This window comes from Desulfobaccales bacterium, from assembly GCA_041648175.1.
Taxonomy (GTDB): domain Bacteria; phylum Desulfobacterota; class Desulfobaccia; order Desulfobaccales; family 0-14-0-80-60-11; genus 0-14-0-80-60-11.
The window spans coordinates 42,379-56,886 of sequence record JBAZPO010000010.1 but is presented as its reverse complement, the minus strand read 5'-3'; the positions used below and the strand labels follow the sequence as shown (position 1 = coordinate 56,886).

12 protein-coding genes and 1 tRNA gene are annotated in these 14,508 nt (G+C 55.9%); 7 read left to right on the top strand and 6 right to left on the bottom strand.

Translation table 11 applies throughout. The features are described from left to right. Positions 1–5: 5 nt before the first annotated feature. The 5 genes from WC600_10790 to WC600_10770 all read right to left on the bottom strand — a co-directional run bounded on the left by WC600_10790 (position 6) and on the right by WC600_10770 (position 4,115). Positions 6–830, bottom strand: coding sequence for a nucleoside phosphorylase (locus WC600_10790; GenBank protein MFA4903216.1), 825 nt, complete (start codon positions 828–830; stop codon positions 6–8). Positions 831–1,083: 253 nt separating this feature from the next. Next, a complete protein-coding gene (locus tag WC600_10785) occupies positions 1,084–1,800 on the bottom strand; it encodes an ABC transporter ATP-binding protein (protein MFA4903215.1) in 717 nt (238 codons plus the stop codon). Next, positions 1,800–3,017: an efflux RND transporter periplasmic adaptor subunit gene (locus WC600_10780; GenBank protein MFA4903214.1), complete on the bottom strand. Its 1,218-nt coding sequence runs from the start codon at positions 3,015–3,017 to the stop codon at positions 1,800–1,802. The genes WC600_10785 and WC600_10780 overlap by 1 nt, the downstream gene beginning before the upstream one ends. Before the next feature lie 116 nt (positions 3,018–3,133). Continuing rightward, positions 3,134–3,757, bottom strand: coding sequence for a hypothetical protein (locus WC600_10775; GenBank protein ID MFA4903213.1), 624 nt, complete (start codon positions 3,755–3,757; stop codon positions 3,134–3,136). A gap of 94 nt (positions 3,758–3,851) precedes the next feature. Beyond that, positions 3,852–4,115, bottom strand: coding sequence for a hypothetical protein (locus WC600_10770; GenBank protein ID MFA4903212.1), 264 nt, complete (start codon positions 4,113–4,115; stop codon positions 3,852–3,854). A gap of 462 nt (positions 4,116–4,577) precedes the next feature. On the opposite strand from WC600_10770, the gene WC600_10765 reads away from it, so the two are divergent. Genes WC600_10765 through WC600_10755 form a run of 3 tightly spaced genes read left to right on the top strand, consistent with a single transcriptional unit; the run spans position 4,578 to position 7,515 of the window. Beyond that, positions 4,578–4,868 (top strand): hypothetical protein, encoded by a 291-nt coding sequence (locus tag WC600_10765; protein MFA4903211.1) that lies wholly within the window; start codon positions 4,578–4,580, stop codon positions 4,866–4,868. Positions 4,869–4,907: 39 nt separating this feature from the next. After that, positions 4,908–7,217: a cysteine synthase gene (locus WC600_10760; GenBank protein MFA4903210.1), complete on the top strand. Its 2,310-nt coding sequence runs from the start codon at positions 4,908–4,910 to the stop codon at positions 7,215–7,217. 52 nt (positions 7,218–7,269) lie between these two features. Then, positions 7,270–7,515: an SHOCT domain-containing protein gene (locus WC600_10755; protein MFA4903209.1), complete on the top strand. Its 246-nt coding sequence runs from the start codon at positions 7,270–7,272 to the stop codon at positions 7,513–7,515. A 70-nt stretch (positions 7,516–7,585) separates the two neighbouring features. Here the strand turns inward: WC600_10755 and WC600_10750 are convergent. Then, positions 7,586–7,662: transfer RNA gene (locus tag WC600_10750), tRNA-Pro, on the bottom strand. A 158-nt stretch (positions 7,663–7,820) separates the two neighbouring features. Here WC600_10750 and WC600_10745 point away from each other — a divergent pair. From WC600_10745 to WC600_10730, 4 genes are all read left to right on the top strand, one after another. Then, the gene (locus tag WC600_10745) at positions 7,821–9,473 is read left to right on the top strand and encodes a peptide-binding protein (GenBank protein MFA4903208.1); all 1,653 of its coding nucleotides are present in this window, start codon (positions 7,821–7,823) and stop codon (positions 9,471–9,473) included. A gap of 1,450 nt (positions 9,474–10,923) precedes the next feature. Then, positions 10,924–12,291, top strand: a complete 1,368-nt coding sequence (locus WC600_10740; protein ID MFA4903207.1) for a sigma-54 dependent transcriptional regulator — start codon at positions 10,924–10,926, stop codon at positions 12,289–12,291. A 34-nt stretch (positions 12,292–12,325) separates the two neighbouring features. Next, positions 12,326–13,825 carry an ATP-binding protein gene (locus WC600_10735; protein ID MFA4903206.1) on the top strand — a complete coding sequence of 500 codons (1,500 nt, stop codon included), beginning with the start codon at positions 12,326–12,328 and terminating at the stop codon, positions 13,823–13,825. 68 nt (positions 13,826–13,893) lie between these two features. Continuing rightward, on the top strand, positions 13,894–14,469 hold the full coding sequence (locus WC600_10730) for an archaemetzincin family Zn-dependent metalloprotease (GenBank protein ID MFA4903205.1): 576 nt from the start codon (positions 13,894–13,896) through the stop codon (positions 14,467–14,469). Positions 14,470–14,508: the final 39 nt, after the last annotated feature.

The following is a 14,508-nucleotide window of genomic DNA, read 5'->3' as shown; positions in this document are numbered from 1 at the left end:
AGTTGTCAGTGGCCAGTTACTGGGGCTTTATTATGAATGTCCTGCCTGGCTAGGATTTCCAACGCCCGCAAGCCCACCTTGATGAGGCGTCCCTCGCCGCACCGCTTATCCTTAACGGAGGTGAACCCGACTTCGCTTTCCCGGTTGTCCAGGACCAAACAGGCGCCCCCGGCCCTGATCTCATAAGTGGAAACCGCGGCCAGGGCCAGATAAACCGCCATCTCCATCTCCATGTTCAGCACGCCGCTTTCCATCAGGACTTGCATGTACTCGGGGTCCGGGGCGGGAAACCCCGGCGCCGCCCGGCCCTGGCCCGCGTAAAAATCCTCGGTGGTGAGGGTCAGGCCCACGTGATACGTCATTTTAAAAGCTTCAGCCGCTTCTTTTAAGGCCGTGACAATCCCGGGATCAGCATGGGGGACGATACCTCCCGGAATATAGCTTTCAATGGTGCCGTCCCCACCCCACGCCGACTCGGTAATGACCAGGTCCCCCACCTCGATGTCCCATTGGAGCGCCCCGCAGGTGCCCAGCCGGATAAAGGTGACGGGGTTGACGCAGTTGGCCGCCTCCACGATGGCGATGGCGGTGGCCGGCGCGCCGATGCCGGTGGACATGACCGAGACCGGAATGTCCTTATAGGAGCCGGTATAGGTGAGGAACTCACGGTTCTTGCGGCGCATCTCCACCCGGTCAAAGAGCCGGGCGATACGCTGGGCCCGGTCCGGGTCGCCGCAGGTCAGGATATAGGGGGCCAGTTCCCCGGGGAGGCAGTCGATATGATAGAAGCGGCCTTGAGCATTCCTGGGAATGGGACTACAGTTATTCACAAGCGGGACCCCTCCAGGCTAAAAGTTTGAGACCCTGCGCGGCACCCAGGATACAAGCTTAAGGATTATTCGAATAACCCTAAAAACTATTTCAAAACCTGCCTCAAGGCTTGAGTTCGTTCTCGATCAAAAAAGTTTATGAGCGTGGGTTTTCAAGTCCCCCTTTGAAAGAGAGGGGGTTGATTACTTCCCAATCTCAAATCTTTGGTTAGTCCCAGATAAACCCAAGATCGGTTTTGAAATGACTCCTCTACTAATCCTCCTGGGCTCCGTTCTCGTTCAGCAACTGCCCCTTAATGAGGCGGCGGATGCGGCCGGCGTGGCTGGCGGCCTCGGGGTCGTGGGTGACGATAATAATGGTTTTCTGAAAGTCCTGGTTGAGCCTGGTCAACAGGTCCATGATTTCCCCGGCGGATTTCTTGTCCAGATCGCCGGTGGGCTCATCCGCGGCGATGAGGGTGGGGTCGGTGACAAGGGCCCGGCCGATGGCCACCCGTTGCTGCTGGCCGCCGGAGAGCTGAGACGGGTAGTGGCTCTGGCGGTCGGTGAGACCCACCAATTCCAGGACCAGTTCCACGTGCTCCTTGCGCTCCCGGCGGGACAGCTTCGTGAGGAGCAGAGGCAGTTCCACGTTCTCAAAGGCCGTAAGCACGGGGATAAGCTGGTAAAACTGAAAAACGAACCCCACGTTGGCGGCCCGCCAATCCGCCAGTTGGGTTTCGGAGAGGGCCGGAAGATCGATGCCGTGCACCAGCAGTTGGCCGGAGTCCGGCCGGTCCAGCCCGGCAATGAGGTTTAAAAGGGTGGTTTTGCCGGAGCCCGAAGGCCCCATGAGCGCCAGGAATTCCCCGGCAAAGATGGTGAGGCTGATATCTTCAAGGACCGGCAGCACCTGGCTGCCCCGCCGATAAGATTTATTGAGGTGGGCGATCTCCACTACCGGGGCCGTTGCTATCGCCTGGTTCGCCATCACGGTTGCTTGACTTTTACCCGGGAGCCGTCACGCAAGGACGCGGGCGGGTTCAAAACCACCCGGTCGCCTTCCTTGAGGCCCTGTGCGATCTCAACCAGGTCGTTCAGGGTGAGACCGACGGTGATGGGGACCAGCTTCACCCGGTTGCCGGTCACGAGGTAACTATAGGAGGCGCCTTCCCGGGTGACCAGGGCGGCCTTGGGGATGGTCAGGCGGGGTTGACGCTCTCCCGGCTCCAGGGGTTGAGAAAGAAAGGCCACCTTGGCGCTCATTTCCGGCAAGATGCGGTCGTCGGTTTCCAGGAACTTCACCTTGGTGAGCACGGTGGCCTTGGTCCGGTCGGCAGTGGGGACAATCATATGCACTGCTCCGGCAAAGCGCCGGTCGGGGATGGCGTCCAGGGAAATTTCGCAGGGTTGCCCCAGGCGAACCTTGTCCAAATTAGACTCCGCCACATCCACCTCCACCATCAGCGAGTGCAGGTCGGCCATGGTCACCACCGCGGCCCGGGCATTGGCCGCGGCGCCGAAGGGCGCCACCACCTCTCCGACCTCGGCGTATTTGGTGGTCACCACGCCATCGAAGGGGCCGCGGATATAGCTGTATTCCAGAGACGCCTGGGTGTTGGCCAGGCCGGCCTGGGCAACCTTGATGCGGGCCTGGGCCGCGGCCACCCCGGCTTGGGCCTTCTTATACCTGGCATCCGCGGTATCAAAGTCCTGCTTGGGAACCAGGTCCTGGGCCACCAGGGTCTTGTAGCGCCGGTACTGGAGTTCGGCGTCCGCCATCTCCGCAGTGGCAGTGCCCAGGTCGGCTTTGGCCTGGTTCACCTGGGCGACAGCCTGATTGCGGGCGGCTATCAGGTCCTCATTCTCGAGTGAGGCCAGGATTTGCCCTTTTTTTACCCGGCTGCCTTCTTCCACCCCCAGAAAGGTCAGGCGGCCCGTGCTCTTGGAGGAGACCGCGGCCTTGCGTTGGGCCACCACGTAACCGCTGGCGTTTAAGACCGTGTAAGCCTGGGCCGGGTAGAGGCGGGAGACCACCGTAGTGCTCACTTCCAATGCAGGCTGCAGGGGCCCCCAGAGGTAGAGCCCGACCACGATCACCAGGGCCACGCCCAGGATAATCAGGGCAATACGGGTCCTGGAGAAGGCCGCCGCGGGGCGCTCTTCCCCCGGGCGTTGAATGCGGAGTCGCTCTAGATCAGGAGACATGGCCAGGGGTCCGGAAAATAAATTAGGCCTGCCATCCTTTAAGAAATGGCAAGCCTAGGCATACTATCAAACTTGACCGCAGGAGGCAAACTTTAGGGATTTGCTGCACCCCGGCGTCAGAGCCCGGCAATCCCTTTGGCGGTGATGGTGACGTAGTGGTAGGGCGGGCCGATCATGTGGTCTTGCGGCGCCAGCTTTTCCATGCCCGCCTTGGCCGCGTCCACGAGCTGGGCCAGGGGCGCTTTATTCTTCACCAAGTCGTTCAGCTTAAATTCCAGGCCCATACGACGCGGCAGGGTGAAGACATCGGTCACCCGGTTATACTCGATTTTGGGCGGCTGGGGACGGTCCCAGATGACGAACAGGTGGCCCGGGTGATCCAGGGTCTTTTTCGAATAGCCCGCCAGCAGCAGATACATGTTGACGATGGGGTCCGGCGGGATCTTTTCGCACATCTTGCGCAGGATTTCATCGTAGCGGCTGGTAAAGAAGGGAATAGCCGCATTGATGAGCTCATCCATGTCGGTTAAGCCCTCGGTTTTGGCAAACCCGGCGAATTCTCTACAAATGTCCGCGGCTTCCCAGTTTCCGGCCGAAGCCAGGACGACATGTGAGGTCACGGGAATGATGCGGTCGACCGTGATAAAGCGCTCTTCTCCGAAAGGTTCGAAAAACACCGCGCGGCTGTCCGAGGCCACCATGACCCCTTCTGGCGCAGCACAAGCAATCAACTGACCCATACTAGCCTCCTTGGCGAACCACAGATTTATGTTTTAAAATAACTCCGGGCCAGAGATTGTAAAGGGTTACTTATGAGAAATATTATATTTTCTTTCAATGCAAGACCCGGGGTTTGACTGGCGGCAGCCAGAAATGGTCGGGCTGGGGCGGCTCTTCCCGGACCGGGGCGGTCGTGGGCTCCACTTCCAACCGGGTCACCATCTGGAGGGCAATGAGAGACTCCTTGAGGCTATTCAGCTCTTCTAACAGCACTTCCAAAGCCAGGAGCAAAGACTTCCGGTGTTGCCCCTGCTCCATCAATCTCCGGGCCTGATCCATCTTTACCTTGCCTGGGGTGTTAGCCGATTGCTCCTTCATTGTCGAACCTCCCAGAATCAGATGCGGGGGTGCTTTTGCCAACCGAACCGGTAAAATGCTATCTCTTTTATAGGTTCCACTCCTGTAACGTTGACAACCCTGCTAATTTTTGTGAATCAATGCCCTCTTATTAAGCAAAGATCGTACCATTCGGAACTAGTGTATTTTTATTAAATATTTTAAGAGGTTATTTTGTCCAGGTTTGAACCGATCTATAAAGCGGTAAAGATTGATGAACATATTGCCTGGAGATGAAACAATCAAGAAATTTAGAAGGTCTTGATTCACTTACGTAACCTTTTCCAGGCCCCTGAGGCGCTAACTTTTGACAGGCTTGGAGCCACCCGGCTCGCCGCCGGGATCTTTCCTCTGGCCCCACGCCCGCGGTTTGCAAAGCGCCGGGGAATATGGTAGGTTTTGCTTTATAATTAAAGAGGTTGACAACCCCATAAGGATAACCGCATGACCGAAATCGATACGGCCGCGTTTGCCACCGATGCAGAATTGCAGGAGAGCGTCCGCCCCCTGGTTAATGATATCCTGGACCGCTTCAACCAGGAAAATGTTGCGCCTTCTCAGGCGGGGATGGTAATACTTGGCCTCATTTATCGCCTCCTGGAAGTGATGCACGATGAACCTGAGGCTCGCCGGTTTTTTATCCTCACCCTGATCAACCTGGTCAATAATTATCTGGCCGAGGAAATGGAAACCGGAGGGCAGTGTGCCGCCTCGGGTCAGGAGGAAGGTTTTTAACCGCGCCTCACCATTAACGCCAGGAGTTTGGATCCCGTTATGCTGCGCAAGGCTGATAATATTTTGGCACTGATCGGGCAGACCCCCATCGTCCGCCTGAACCGTCTCAACCCCCATACCCAGGTAGAGATCTACGTCAAACTGGAGTATTTCAATCCCGGGGGGTCAATCAAAGATCGCCCGGCCCTTGCCATGATCGAGGCTGCAGAGGCTACAGGCGAGCTGACCCCCGACAAGACCATCATTGAAGCCACCAGCGGCAATACCGGTATCGGCCTGGCCATGGTCTCCGCCGTCAAGGGCTATCGCATCCTTTTGGCCATGCCCGAGTCCGCCAGCCTGGAGCGCAAGCGCATCCTCAAGGGGCTGGGGGCCGAGTTGCTGCTCACCCCGGCTCACCTGGGCACCGACGGGTCCATCGAAGAAGTCTACCGCATGGCCCGGGAAAATCCGGACAAATACTTTCTGGCGGATCAGTTCAACAGCCCTCACAATCCCGCCTCCCACGAGTCCACCTGCCGGGAGATTTGGGAGCAGACCGAAGGCAAGGTCACCATGGTAGTAGCCACCATGGGCACCACCGGCACCCTCATGGGCCTCTACGCAGGGATGAAAAAGTTCAATCCCGACATCCGCATCGTGGGCGTGGAGCCGTTTTTGGGCCATGCCCTCCAAGGCCTGAAAAACATGCAGGAGTCCTATAAACCGGGCATCTTCGATAAGACCAAGGCCGACGAGATCGTCAATATCGAAGACGAAGAGGGCTTTGAGACCGCCCGGCGCCTGGCCCGCCAGGAAGGCCTTTTCCTGGGCATGAGTTCCGGAGCCGCGGTCGCCGTGGCCATCCGCAAGGCCCGGGAGCTGCCGCGTGGCCTCATCGTGGCCATCGCCCCCGATGGCGGTGAACGCTACCTCTCCACATCCCTGTTCACCGAAAAAGAGGCCCCGACCCTCTGCTTTTATAACACCCTGGCCCGGTCCAAAGAGTCCTTCGAACCCCGGCGTCCGGGGGAAGCCACCCTGTTCGCCGACGGCCCGGCCCTCTACGATCACCTCTCCCTGGGCGTGGCCCGCCGGTTGGTGGTAACCGACCTCCTGCACCGTTATCTCGCCTTCCGGGGCTTCAAGGTCCGCCAGGTAGTAAGCTTAATCGACCTGGACGACCGCGCCCTGGCCGGGGCCGCGGCCGCGGGCCGGGATCTGCAGGAATTCACCGGGCACTACCGCCAGGAATTCTTCAAGGACCTGCAAGCCCTGCGCATTAAAGAAGACGTGCTCTATCCCCTGGCCTCCGACCACATCGACGACATGGTCAACCTCACCAAAAAACTCCTGGAGAAGGGCTATGCCTATGAAAAACTCCGTTCCGTCTATTTCGACATCTCCCGCTTCAAAGGCTACGGCCGCCTCTCCGGTATAGATTTGAGCAAAATCCGCGTGGGCAAGACCGTTGATCTGGACGAATACGCCAAGGATAATCCCCGGGATTTCACGCTGCTCAAAAGGGCCAAGCTGGCGGAACTAAAAAAGGGGCTCTATTACACCACCCCCTGGGGCCAGGTGCGCCCTAGCTGGCATCTGGAGTCCGCGGCTATGGCCCTGAAACACCCCGGCGAAACCGTCGACTTCCATGTGGGCAGCGTGGAATCGCTCTTTCCCCACGATGAAAACGAAAACGCCCTGTTCACCGCGGCCACGGGCAAACCCATGGCCCGGGCCTGGCTTCACTGCGAGCGGGTCCTCAAAGACGGCCGGCCCTTGAAAGAAGCCGGCGCCGTCACCGTGCGGGACCTGATGGCCAAAGGCTACCGGGGCGAAGAGGTGCGCCACTTCCTGCTGGCCACCCACTACCGCAAGCCCCTGGCCATAAGCGACACCAACCTCAAGGCCGCCTCCGTTGCTAGAGCCCGCCTGGACCATTTCTTGGAGCGCCTCGCCCTCATAGACGGCGAGGCCCCCATGACCCCGGCAATCGAGGAGCGCCTCTTCCTGTTGAAAAAAGAGTGCACCGCTGCCCTGGACGACGATCTCAACATCTCCCGGGTCCTGTCGGCCATCTTCGCCGCGGTGGGGGAATTTCACACCGATATCGACCACGACCGGCTGGGGCACGCCGCCGCGAGCGCCATCCTGACCCGCTTCCAGGAACTGGACGAAGTCTTGGGCGTCATGAACCTGGCCCCCGGGCCCGCCGCCCAAGACGCGGCCATCGAAGCCAGCCTGAAGGCCCGGGAAGAAGCCCGGCAGCGCCAGGATTGGCAGGCCGCGGATCAAATCCGTCACGACCTAGCCGCCCAGGGCATCGAGATCATCGACACCTCCAACGGCCCTCGCTGGCGGCGGCGCTGAGGAGAAGAATCAGGTGGCACAGGCGTCTCGCCTGTGCTTATGGAGGTCAGCCATGTACCCCGAACAATACTGGTCCTGGCACACTTGGTGGGTCTTCCCCATGTTCATGCCCGTCTTTTGGATCGTCATCATCGCCCTGTGCCTCTACTTCATCTTCGGCCGCAACAAAGCCAGGCGGACTTGGGTGCCCGGCCGCGGCTTTGAGGACGACAGCGCCCTGGACATCCTCAAAAAACGTTACGCCAAAGGGGAAATCACGAAAGACGAGTTTGAGCAGATGAAGCGGGATATTAGTTGAGGGGTGCACCTGGCAGGAAGCCGGATACAGCATAATGGGAGGCAATTATAAAATTACCGCCCCGGGAGTATGGTCGGGACGAGAGGATTTGAACCTCCGACCCCAGCGTCCCGAACGCTGTGCTCTACCAGGCTGAGCCACGTCCCGACTCGTTAAATGTATCTAAAAGCTTGGGCCGGGGCAAGAGAAAATCGGCCATCGGTTTGTAGGGGCGGGTTTTAAACCCGCCCCTACGGGATTAAACGAAATTTAAACGGTCCAGGCGTGCCAGCCTTCGCCGCTTGAGGTTAAGAATGGGGGGTTTTTTGACCAGGCAGCAATCTTCGGGACGAAATTGGTTGTTTCTCCTGCTTCTGTTGGCCTGCGCGGCTGTGGCCCTCTCCGGCTGCAAATCCGAAAAAGAAGAGCAGCGCTACGGCGGCCCGGACACCGGCCCGGCTTATGGGGACCTCTTTATCGACGGCTCCATCGGCGATGCCAGCACCCTGCTGCCGCCCCTGGCCTCCGATGCCTCCTCGGCTGGCATCATCGGCCTCATCTACAACGGCCTGGTCAAATATGACGGCGACCTCAACCTGGTGGGGGATCTGGCCGAAAGCTGGGAGGTCTCCAAAGACGGCCTCACCATTACCTTTCACCTCCGCCACGGGGTCAAGTGGCAGGACGGGGCTCCCTTCACCGCCAAGGACGTCCTGTTCACCTACCAGGTGATGGTGGACCCCAAGACTCCCACCGCCTATTCCGGCGACTATCTCCAGGTGAAAAAGGCTGAGGCGCCCGACGACTACACGTTCCGGGTCACCTACCCCCAGCCCTTCGCCCCCGCCCTGGGCTCCTGGGGCCTAAACATATTGCCCCGGCACCTGCTTCAAGGCCAGGACATTACCAAATCCCCCCTGGGGCGGCGCCCCGTCGGCACCGGCCCTTATATCTTTAAGGAGTGGAAAACCGGCCAAATGATCGGCCTGGACTACAACCCCAATTATTTCGAAGGACGGCCCTATCTGAACGGTTACCTTTACCGGGTGATCCCCGACTTGGCCACCATGTTTCTGGAATTAAAGTCCGGCAACCTCGACCGCATGGGCCTCACCCCCTTGCAATACACCCGCCAGACGGCTTATCCCAAGTTCGACCGCATGTATAAGAAATACCGCTACATGCCCTTCTCTTACATCTACCTGGGCTACAACCTGCGCGATCCCCGGTTCGCCGACCGGCGGGTGCGCCAGGCCCTGACTCACGCCATCAACAAACAGGAGCTCATCGACGGCGTGCTCATGGGCCTGGGGGAACAAGCCTATGGTCCTTATAAACCCGGGACCTGGTTCTACAACCCCGATGTGCCTAAATTCCCCTACGACCCGGCCAAAGCCAAGGCCCTGCTAGCCCAAGCCGGCTGGCGCCCTAACCCCGCGGGCATTCTCAGCAAGGACGGCCGCCCCTTCGAGTTCACCATCCTCACCAACCAGGGCAACGACACCCGGGTGCGCACCGCCGAGATTATTCAGCGCCGCCTCCATCAAATCGGTATTATCGTGCATATACGCATGGTGGAGTGGGCTGCCTTCCTCAAGCAGTTTATCGAAAAGGGCCGCTTTGACGCGGTGTTGCTGGGCTGGAACACCGGCCTGGACCCGGACCAGTTCGACATCTGGAGTTCCACCAAGACCAAACCCGGCGAGCTCAACTTCATCGGCTATAACAACCCTCAGGTCGACGCCTTGTTGTCCGAAGGCCGCCACACCTTTGACCGGGAAAAGCGGCGCCAGGCCTACTTCAAATTCCAGGAAATTCTGGCCGAAGACCAGCCTTACACCTTTCTCTTTGTCCCCGACGCCCTGCCCGCCATCTCCCGGCGCTTCCACGGCATCAAACCTGCCGCCGCGGGCATCGACTACAACTTCATCAAGTGGTACGTCCCCAAGGGCGAACAGAAGTACACCATGATGCCTTAAGTCCTCGTACCTGTCATGTTGAACCCGGTCAAAACTCGCCTTTTGGACGATGGGAACCTTTTGCACTGACAAGCTTTCTTTTCCAACCTTGCATTACCGGCCCCTGCCAAGACCAGATTTTATTATACAGACCATACCAGATTGTTTTGCCGCCCAGGCGGTGAGTAAACAATCTGGCAAGAAAGAGAGGAGTTGGCCCTTCCCCGATTGTACGCTTATACTCATTGCAAAAAGTTTTTTCTTTTCCTCCCCCTCACCCTAACCCTCTCCCACAAGGGGAGAGGGGATAAAAGGAAAGAACTTTTGAGCCTCTTGCAAAAGTCTCTTTACGGTCGAAACCGTATATATGACATAAGCACAGGCTGGAAAGCCTGTGCTACCGGCGAATTTCTCGATACCAGGCTAAAGCTTGCGACCACATAATGTCCGGTAATTTTGCAAGAAACTCTTTTGGCAATCACTATAAGAGCCTGCGCTTCGTTCATGATGACAGAGAAAAACGGTTTAAAAATGGCTTTTAGTCCCTCCAAACAACCTCAAAAATCGCTGAAAATGGCCGGGCGCGGGCCGAATGGACGGGCAAACCCGGCACATGTGCCGGGACATTGCCGAGGTACCCTCGCCATATACCCGGCCTAAACCCGCGTGCAAGCGCGTTCCGGTCGAGGCAGTGCCAAGGTTGTCACGCGCTTGTCCCGCGCTTGTCCCAGGGTAATAATCGGGCTTTCGTAATATTTAGTCTTTAATATCAATAAATTAAGGCTGGACTGGCATCCTCGTGCCGGGACACGGCACAGGCGGAACGGCTGGAGTCTGCCGATTTTCCTCAGGTTGGCCAGCAGTGAACCGTTTTTATCCCGGCAAGTCATGGAGACAGCATAAACTCAGAACTGCGACGGATCCAACAATGATGAGAAAGGTGACAGGTTTTCTTTTGCAAGTGCGGACATGATCCGGGTTGCAACCATGCCATAAAAGATGGCATTGTAGAATTGATTACCCCTTTGAATTAACGCCACTTTTTTTTGAAATACTTAAATATACTTATTGTCAGGAGAGGTTCTTGCAAAAAGCCGTTTGGTCACTTATGAGATGCTTCGGTTGCTTCTTTCCCTCAGAATGACAGGCAGGGAGATATTTGCAAGAGGCTCAAAAGTTTTTTCTTTTCCACCCCCTCACCCTAACCCTCTCCCACAAGGGGAGAGGGGATAAAAGGAAAGAACTTTTGGCAATCGCAATATAGCGCCGCACAGGCACGGCAGCATTCATGATGGTGGTTATTACCGGGCATTGATTTTGTACTAATAACGGGCATATGATATATTTATAGGCGGATTCATCCATTGGAATGGTTCCAATTCCAACGGCGCGCATTTGATATTAAAGCGGATTCGAAGCTCGTCGTTCCATTCTCCCCTGGGTCCGCAACGTTTATGAAGAAAGAGGATTTATGAGCGGAAAATGGAAGGTACTGGTTGTCGATGATGAAATGATTGTGCGGGAATCCCTTGTGGCCTGGTTCAAGAAGTCGGGCTATGACGTGGAAGGCGCCGATGGAGGCCAGGCTGCTCTCGATATGGTGGACAGGAAGGACTACGATTTCATCTTCCTCGACATCAAAATGCCCGATGTGAACGGTTTCGAAGTGCTCGATAACGTAAAGGCGAACTGTCCACACTCATTGGTGGTCATGATTACCGCGTATGGATCGATTGAAACTGCGGTTGACGCAATGAAACGCGGAGCTTGCGATTATCTCACAAAGCCTTTCGAACCTGGGGACTTGGTCTGCCTTTTGGAAAGGCTCCTTCAACAAAAAAGAATTCTTGATGAAAATGAGATCCTGCGAGAGCAGGTGGCATGCCAGGTGCGCTGCGAGGATTTGGTTGGAGTATCAAATTGCATGCAGCAACTGTTTGCATTGATCGAACAGGTCGCAAAATTCGATTCACCCGTTCTGCTGCGAGGTGAAACGGGGACCGGAAAGGAACTGGTGGCGAGGGCGATCCATGCTACGAGCGAACGTTGCGTCGGGCCATTTATCCCAATAAACTGTGGGGCCTTTACCGAGACGCTCCTGGAAAGCGAGTTGTTCGGACACGAGAGTGGGGCGTTTACCGGGGCAAGAAAGGCCAAAAAAGGGCGATTGGAGATGGCGCAGGGAGGGACCCTCTTTCTGGACGAGGTCGGTGAAATCCCTTTAAAGATGCAAATCGATCTTCTTCGGGTTCTGCAGGAAAGAACCTTTCATCGGGTCGGCGGGATAGCGGATATTCCGGTTGATTTTCGCCTCATCTGCGCTACACATAAGGATCTTGCAAAGGAGATCGAGCGCGGCGCCTTCCGGCAGGATTTCTATTACAGGTTGAATGTCATCGAGCTTGAAATTCCACCTCTTCGGGCTCGAACCGATGATATTCCCGTGTTGGCACAGCACTTTCTGGAACGCATCCGACAAGAAACAAATAAACCGGTTGCGGGGATTCATCAGCAAGCCATCAATGCTCTTAAGAATTATCCGTGGCCCGGAAATGTCCGTGAGTTGGAAAATGCAGTTGAACGTGCCGTCGTGCTGGCCAAAGGACACCACCTTACCCGAGATGATTTTGCATTTCTCCTTAGATCCTCAGCCCAAGATATCCCTCAAGCGTTAAGAGAGGCCGAGAAACAGCATATAGAAAGGATTCTCATGCTCCATGGGTGGAACATCTCCAAAGCAGCGGAGGCTCTGGAAATTAGCAGGGTTACGCTCCACAGCAAAATTAGGCATTACAACCTTAAAGCTACTATCAACAGGACTGGTGGCTCACAAGGTTAACTTTCAACGAAAATCGATGCGGTAGAGACCGAAAATGAAAACCCCGAACGACTGGAAAACCAGACTTTTCGACTGCCTTTCTCTTCCTACCCTGATCCTGAAACCCAATAGGATCGTAGTGGACGTGAACGCTAACTTCCTGGAGAAGTTCAGGGCCAATAAAAAGGAAATAGTCGGGAAGACTTGTCACGATTTCTTCTACCAGTCAGTGGAGCCTTGTCCGATAAAAACTTGCCCTATCGCAAAGGTTCTGGCGGACCGTCATGGACATTCCGTCCTGGAACTTGTGACAACCAGCGCTGGAATAGAAAAATGGGATAATCGTGTTTTCTCCCCGATCCTCAACGAGGCTGGCGAGGTTCTGTATATAGTTGAAAGTATTCATGATGTCACACAATTAAAGATGCTCGAGCGAGAACTCTCGGGCGCCAAAGACCTTACCCAAAAACTCATACAGAGTTCAACCACTGCTATAATCGCCGCAGATAGCCGAGGCAAAATTGTGACTATGAACCCCGCTGCCGAGGAACTCACGGGATATTCGCTGAGAGAGGCGCATGAAAGAATAAACGTCGAGGACCTTTACCCCCCGGGCCAGGCAAGGGAGATTATGAAAATTTTGAGGGACGAAAGCCTGGGAGGCAAAGGCAAGCTGCACCTGAGCAGATTTACCCTTATTCATGCTCAAGGCGAGGAGATCCCGGTGGAGCTCACTGCCGCGATCATTTACGAGGGCGGTCAGGAAGCTGCCACCGTCGGGTTGTTTAATGACTTAAGAGAGAGGCTCAAACACGAGCAATCAATGCGGGAGATGCTCAGTCGAATTTCGCGAGCGGAAAAAATGGCTTCCCTGGGTCAGCTCGCAGCCGGGGTCGCTCATGAAATAAACAATCCCCTGACCGGAATTATTTTCTACGCCGATCTTTTACTGAATCCACTCGAAGAGGATGATCCCCGGCGGCACAGTCTAACGTGCATCTATGAAGACGCCAGAAGGTGCGGCAAAATTATAAAGAACCTCCTTGCCTATAGTAGACAGGAAACCCCCAGCAAGGAAATCCTCCACGTCAATACGCTTCTTGAGCACAGCTTGGATCTCATTCGTGACACAAAGTTTTTCATGGGTATCCAGATCAGGAAAGAGCTTTCAGAGGATATAATGCTAATCAAAGGCGATAGAGATCAACTGGGCCAGGTGATTGTTAATCTCGTTTTGAATGCCGTGGACGCTATGGACCATGAAGGAACCATGACGCTTCGGACTTATCTTAACAAGCCCGCGCAAACAGCCTGTATCGAAGTTTCCGACACGGGCCGGGGTATTCCGGAAACGGACCTCGCCCTGATATTCGATCCGTTTTTTACCACCAAAGCACCGGGAAAAGGTACAGGGCTGGGCTTGAGCACCGCTTATGGAATAGTCAAAGAGAACAAGGGACGTATCTGGGTAAAGGAAACGAGCCAGAGAGGGACAACGTTCGCGGTGGAACTTCCCCTTTATCTGCCTTCCGCCCCTGGAAATAACCCGTCCTGAAGACATTGCCTGCCCTGCAGGTGAGCATTGCCGATCAAGGCAGACCGCCTTTTCCCAGGCTACTTGATATGCCGTCACAGCAACGAAAAAAACCGCCTGCCCTCTCGATCGCTCTGACAAAGATGGGCCAGATACCGCAGACGGCGCTCCGAGTTATAGCAGGGAACATTCAAGCGATACTTGAAACTCCGGTCGAGATGCTGCCTGCGATGGCAATCCCGGAAGAAGCGTTTCAGCGCCATCGATGTCAGTATGATGCCGGACTCGTTCTGAAGTACCTGGCCCGGTTTTCCTTTCCACATCATTCGCGCATTCTTGCCATCACGGACGTGGATCTTTGCACTCCCATACTAACCTTTGTATTCGGTCAAGCGGAGTTGGGGCTAAACCTGGCAATTATCTCCGATTTCCGCCTAAAGTACACGAAAGACGGGATCATGGCTTCGGAGGGCACCTATTATGAACGTCTGGCCAAGGTCGCCCTCCATGAGATTGCTCACACTTTTTCCCTTTACCATTGTGAGACCCCCAAATGCCTCATGCGATTCAGCCAGGGACTCAGCCACCTCGACGAATTAAACATTTTTTTTTGTGAGCGGTGCAGTTTCATGCTTCGCCAAGGCATGAGAAACCTTCATATATAGCTGCCCGTACCGCCGCCGCAAATCATTTTTGTTTAGCAC

Coding starts and splice junctions, on each gene's coding strand:
- WC600_10785 (MFA4903215.1), bottom strand. CDS start 1,800: ATGGCGAACCAGGCGATAGCAACGGCCCCGGTAGTGGAGATCGCCCAC.
- WC600_10780 (MFA4903214.1), bottom strand. CDS start 3,017: ATGTCTCCTGATCTAGAGCGACTCCGCATTCAACGCCCGGGGGAAGAG.
- WC600_10775 (MFA4903213.1), bottom strand. CDS start 3,757: ATGGGTCAGTTGATTGCTTGTGCTGCGCCAGAAGGGGTCATGGTGGCC.
- WC600_10770 (MFA4903212.1), bottom strand. CDS start 4,115: ATGAAGGAGCAATCGGCTAACACCCCAGGCAAGGTAAAGATGGATCAG.
- WC600_10765 (MFA4903211.1), top strand. CDS start 4,578: ATGACCGAAATCGATACGGCCGCGTTTGCCACCGATGCAGAATTGCAG.
- WC600_10760 (MFA4903210.1), top strand. CDS start 4,908: ATGCTGCGCAAGGCTGATAATATTTTGGCACTGATCGGGCAGACCCCC.
- WC600_10755 (MFA4903209.1), top strand. CDS start 7,270: ATGTACCCCGAACAATACTGGTCCTGGCACACTTGGTGGGTCTTCCCC.
- WC600_10740 (MFA4903207.1), top strand. CDS start 10,924: ATGAGCGGAAAATGGAAGGTACTGGTTGTCGATGATGAAATGATTGTG.
- WC600_10735 (MFA4903206.1), top strand. CDS start 12,326: ATGAAAACCCCGAACGACTGGAAAACCAGACTTTTCGACTGCCTTTCT.
- WC600_10730 (MFA4903205.1), top strand. CDS start 13,894: ATGCCGTCACAGCAACGAAAAAAACCGCCTGCCCTCTCGATCGCTCTG.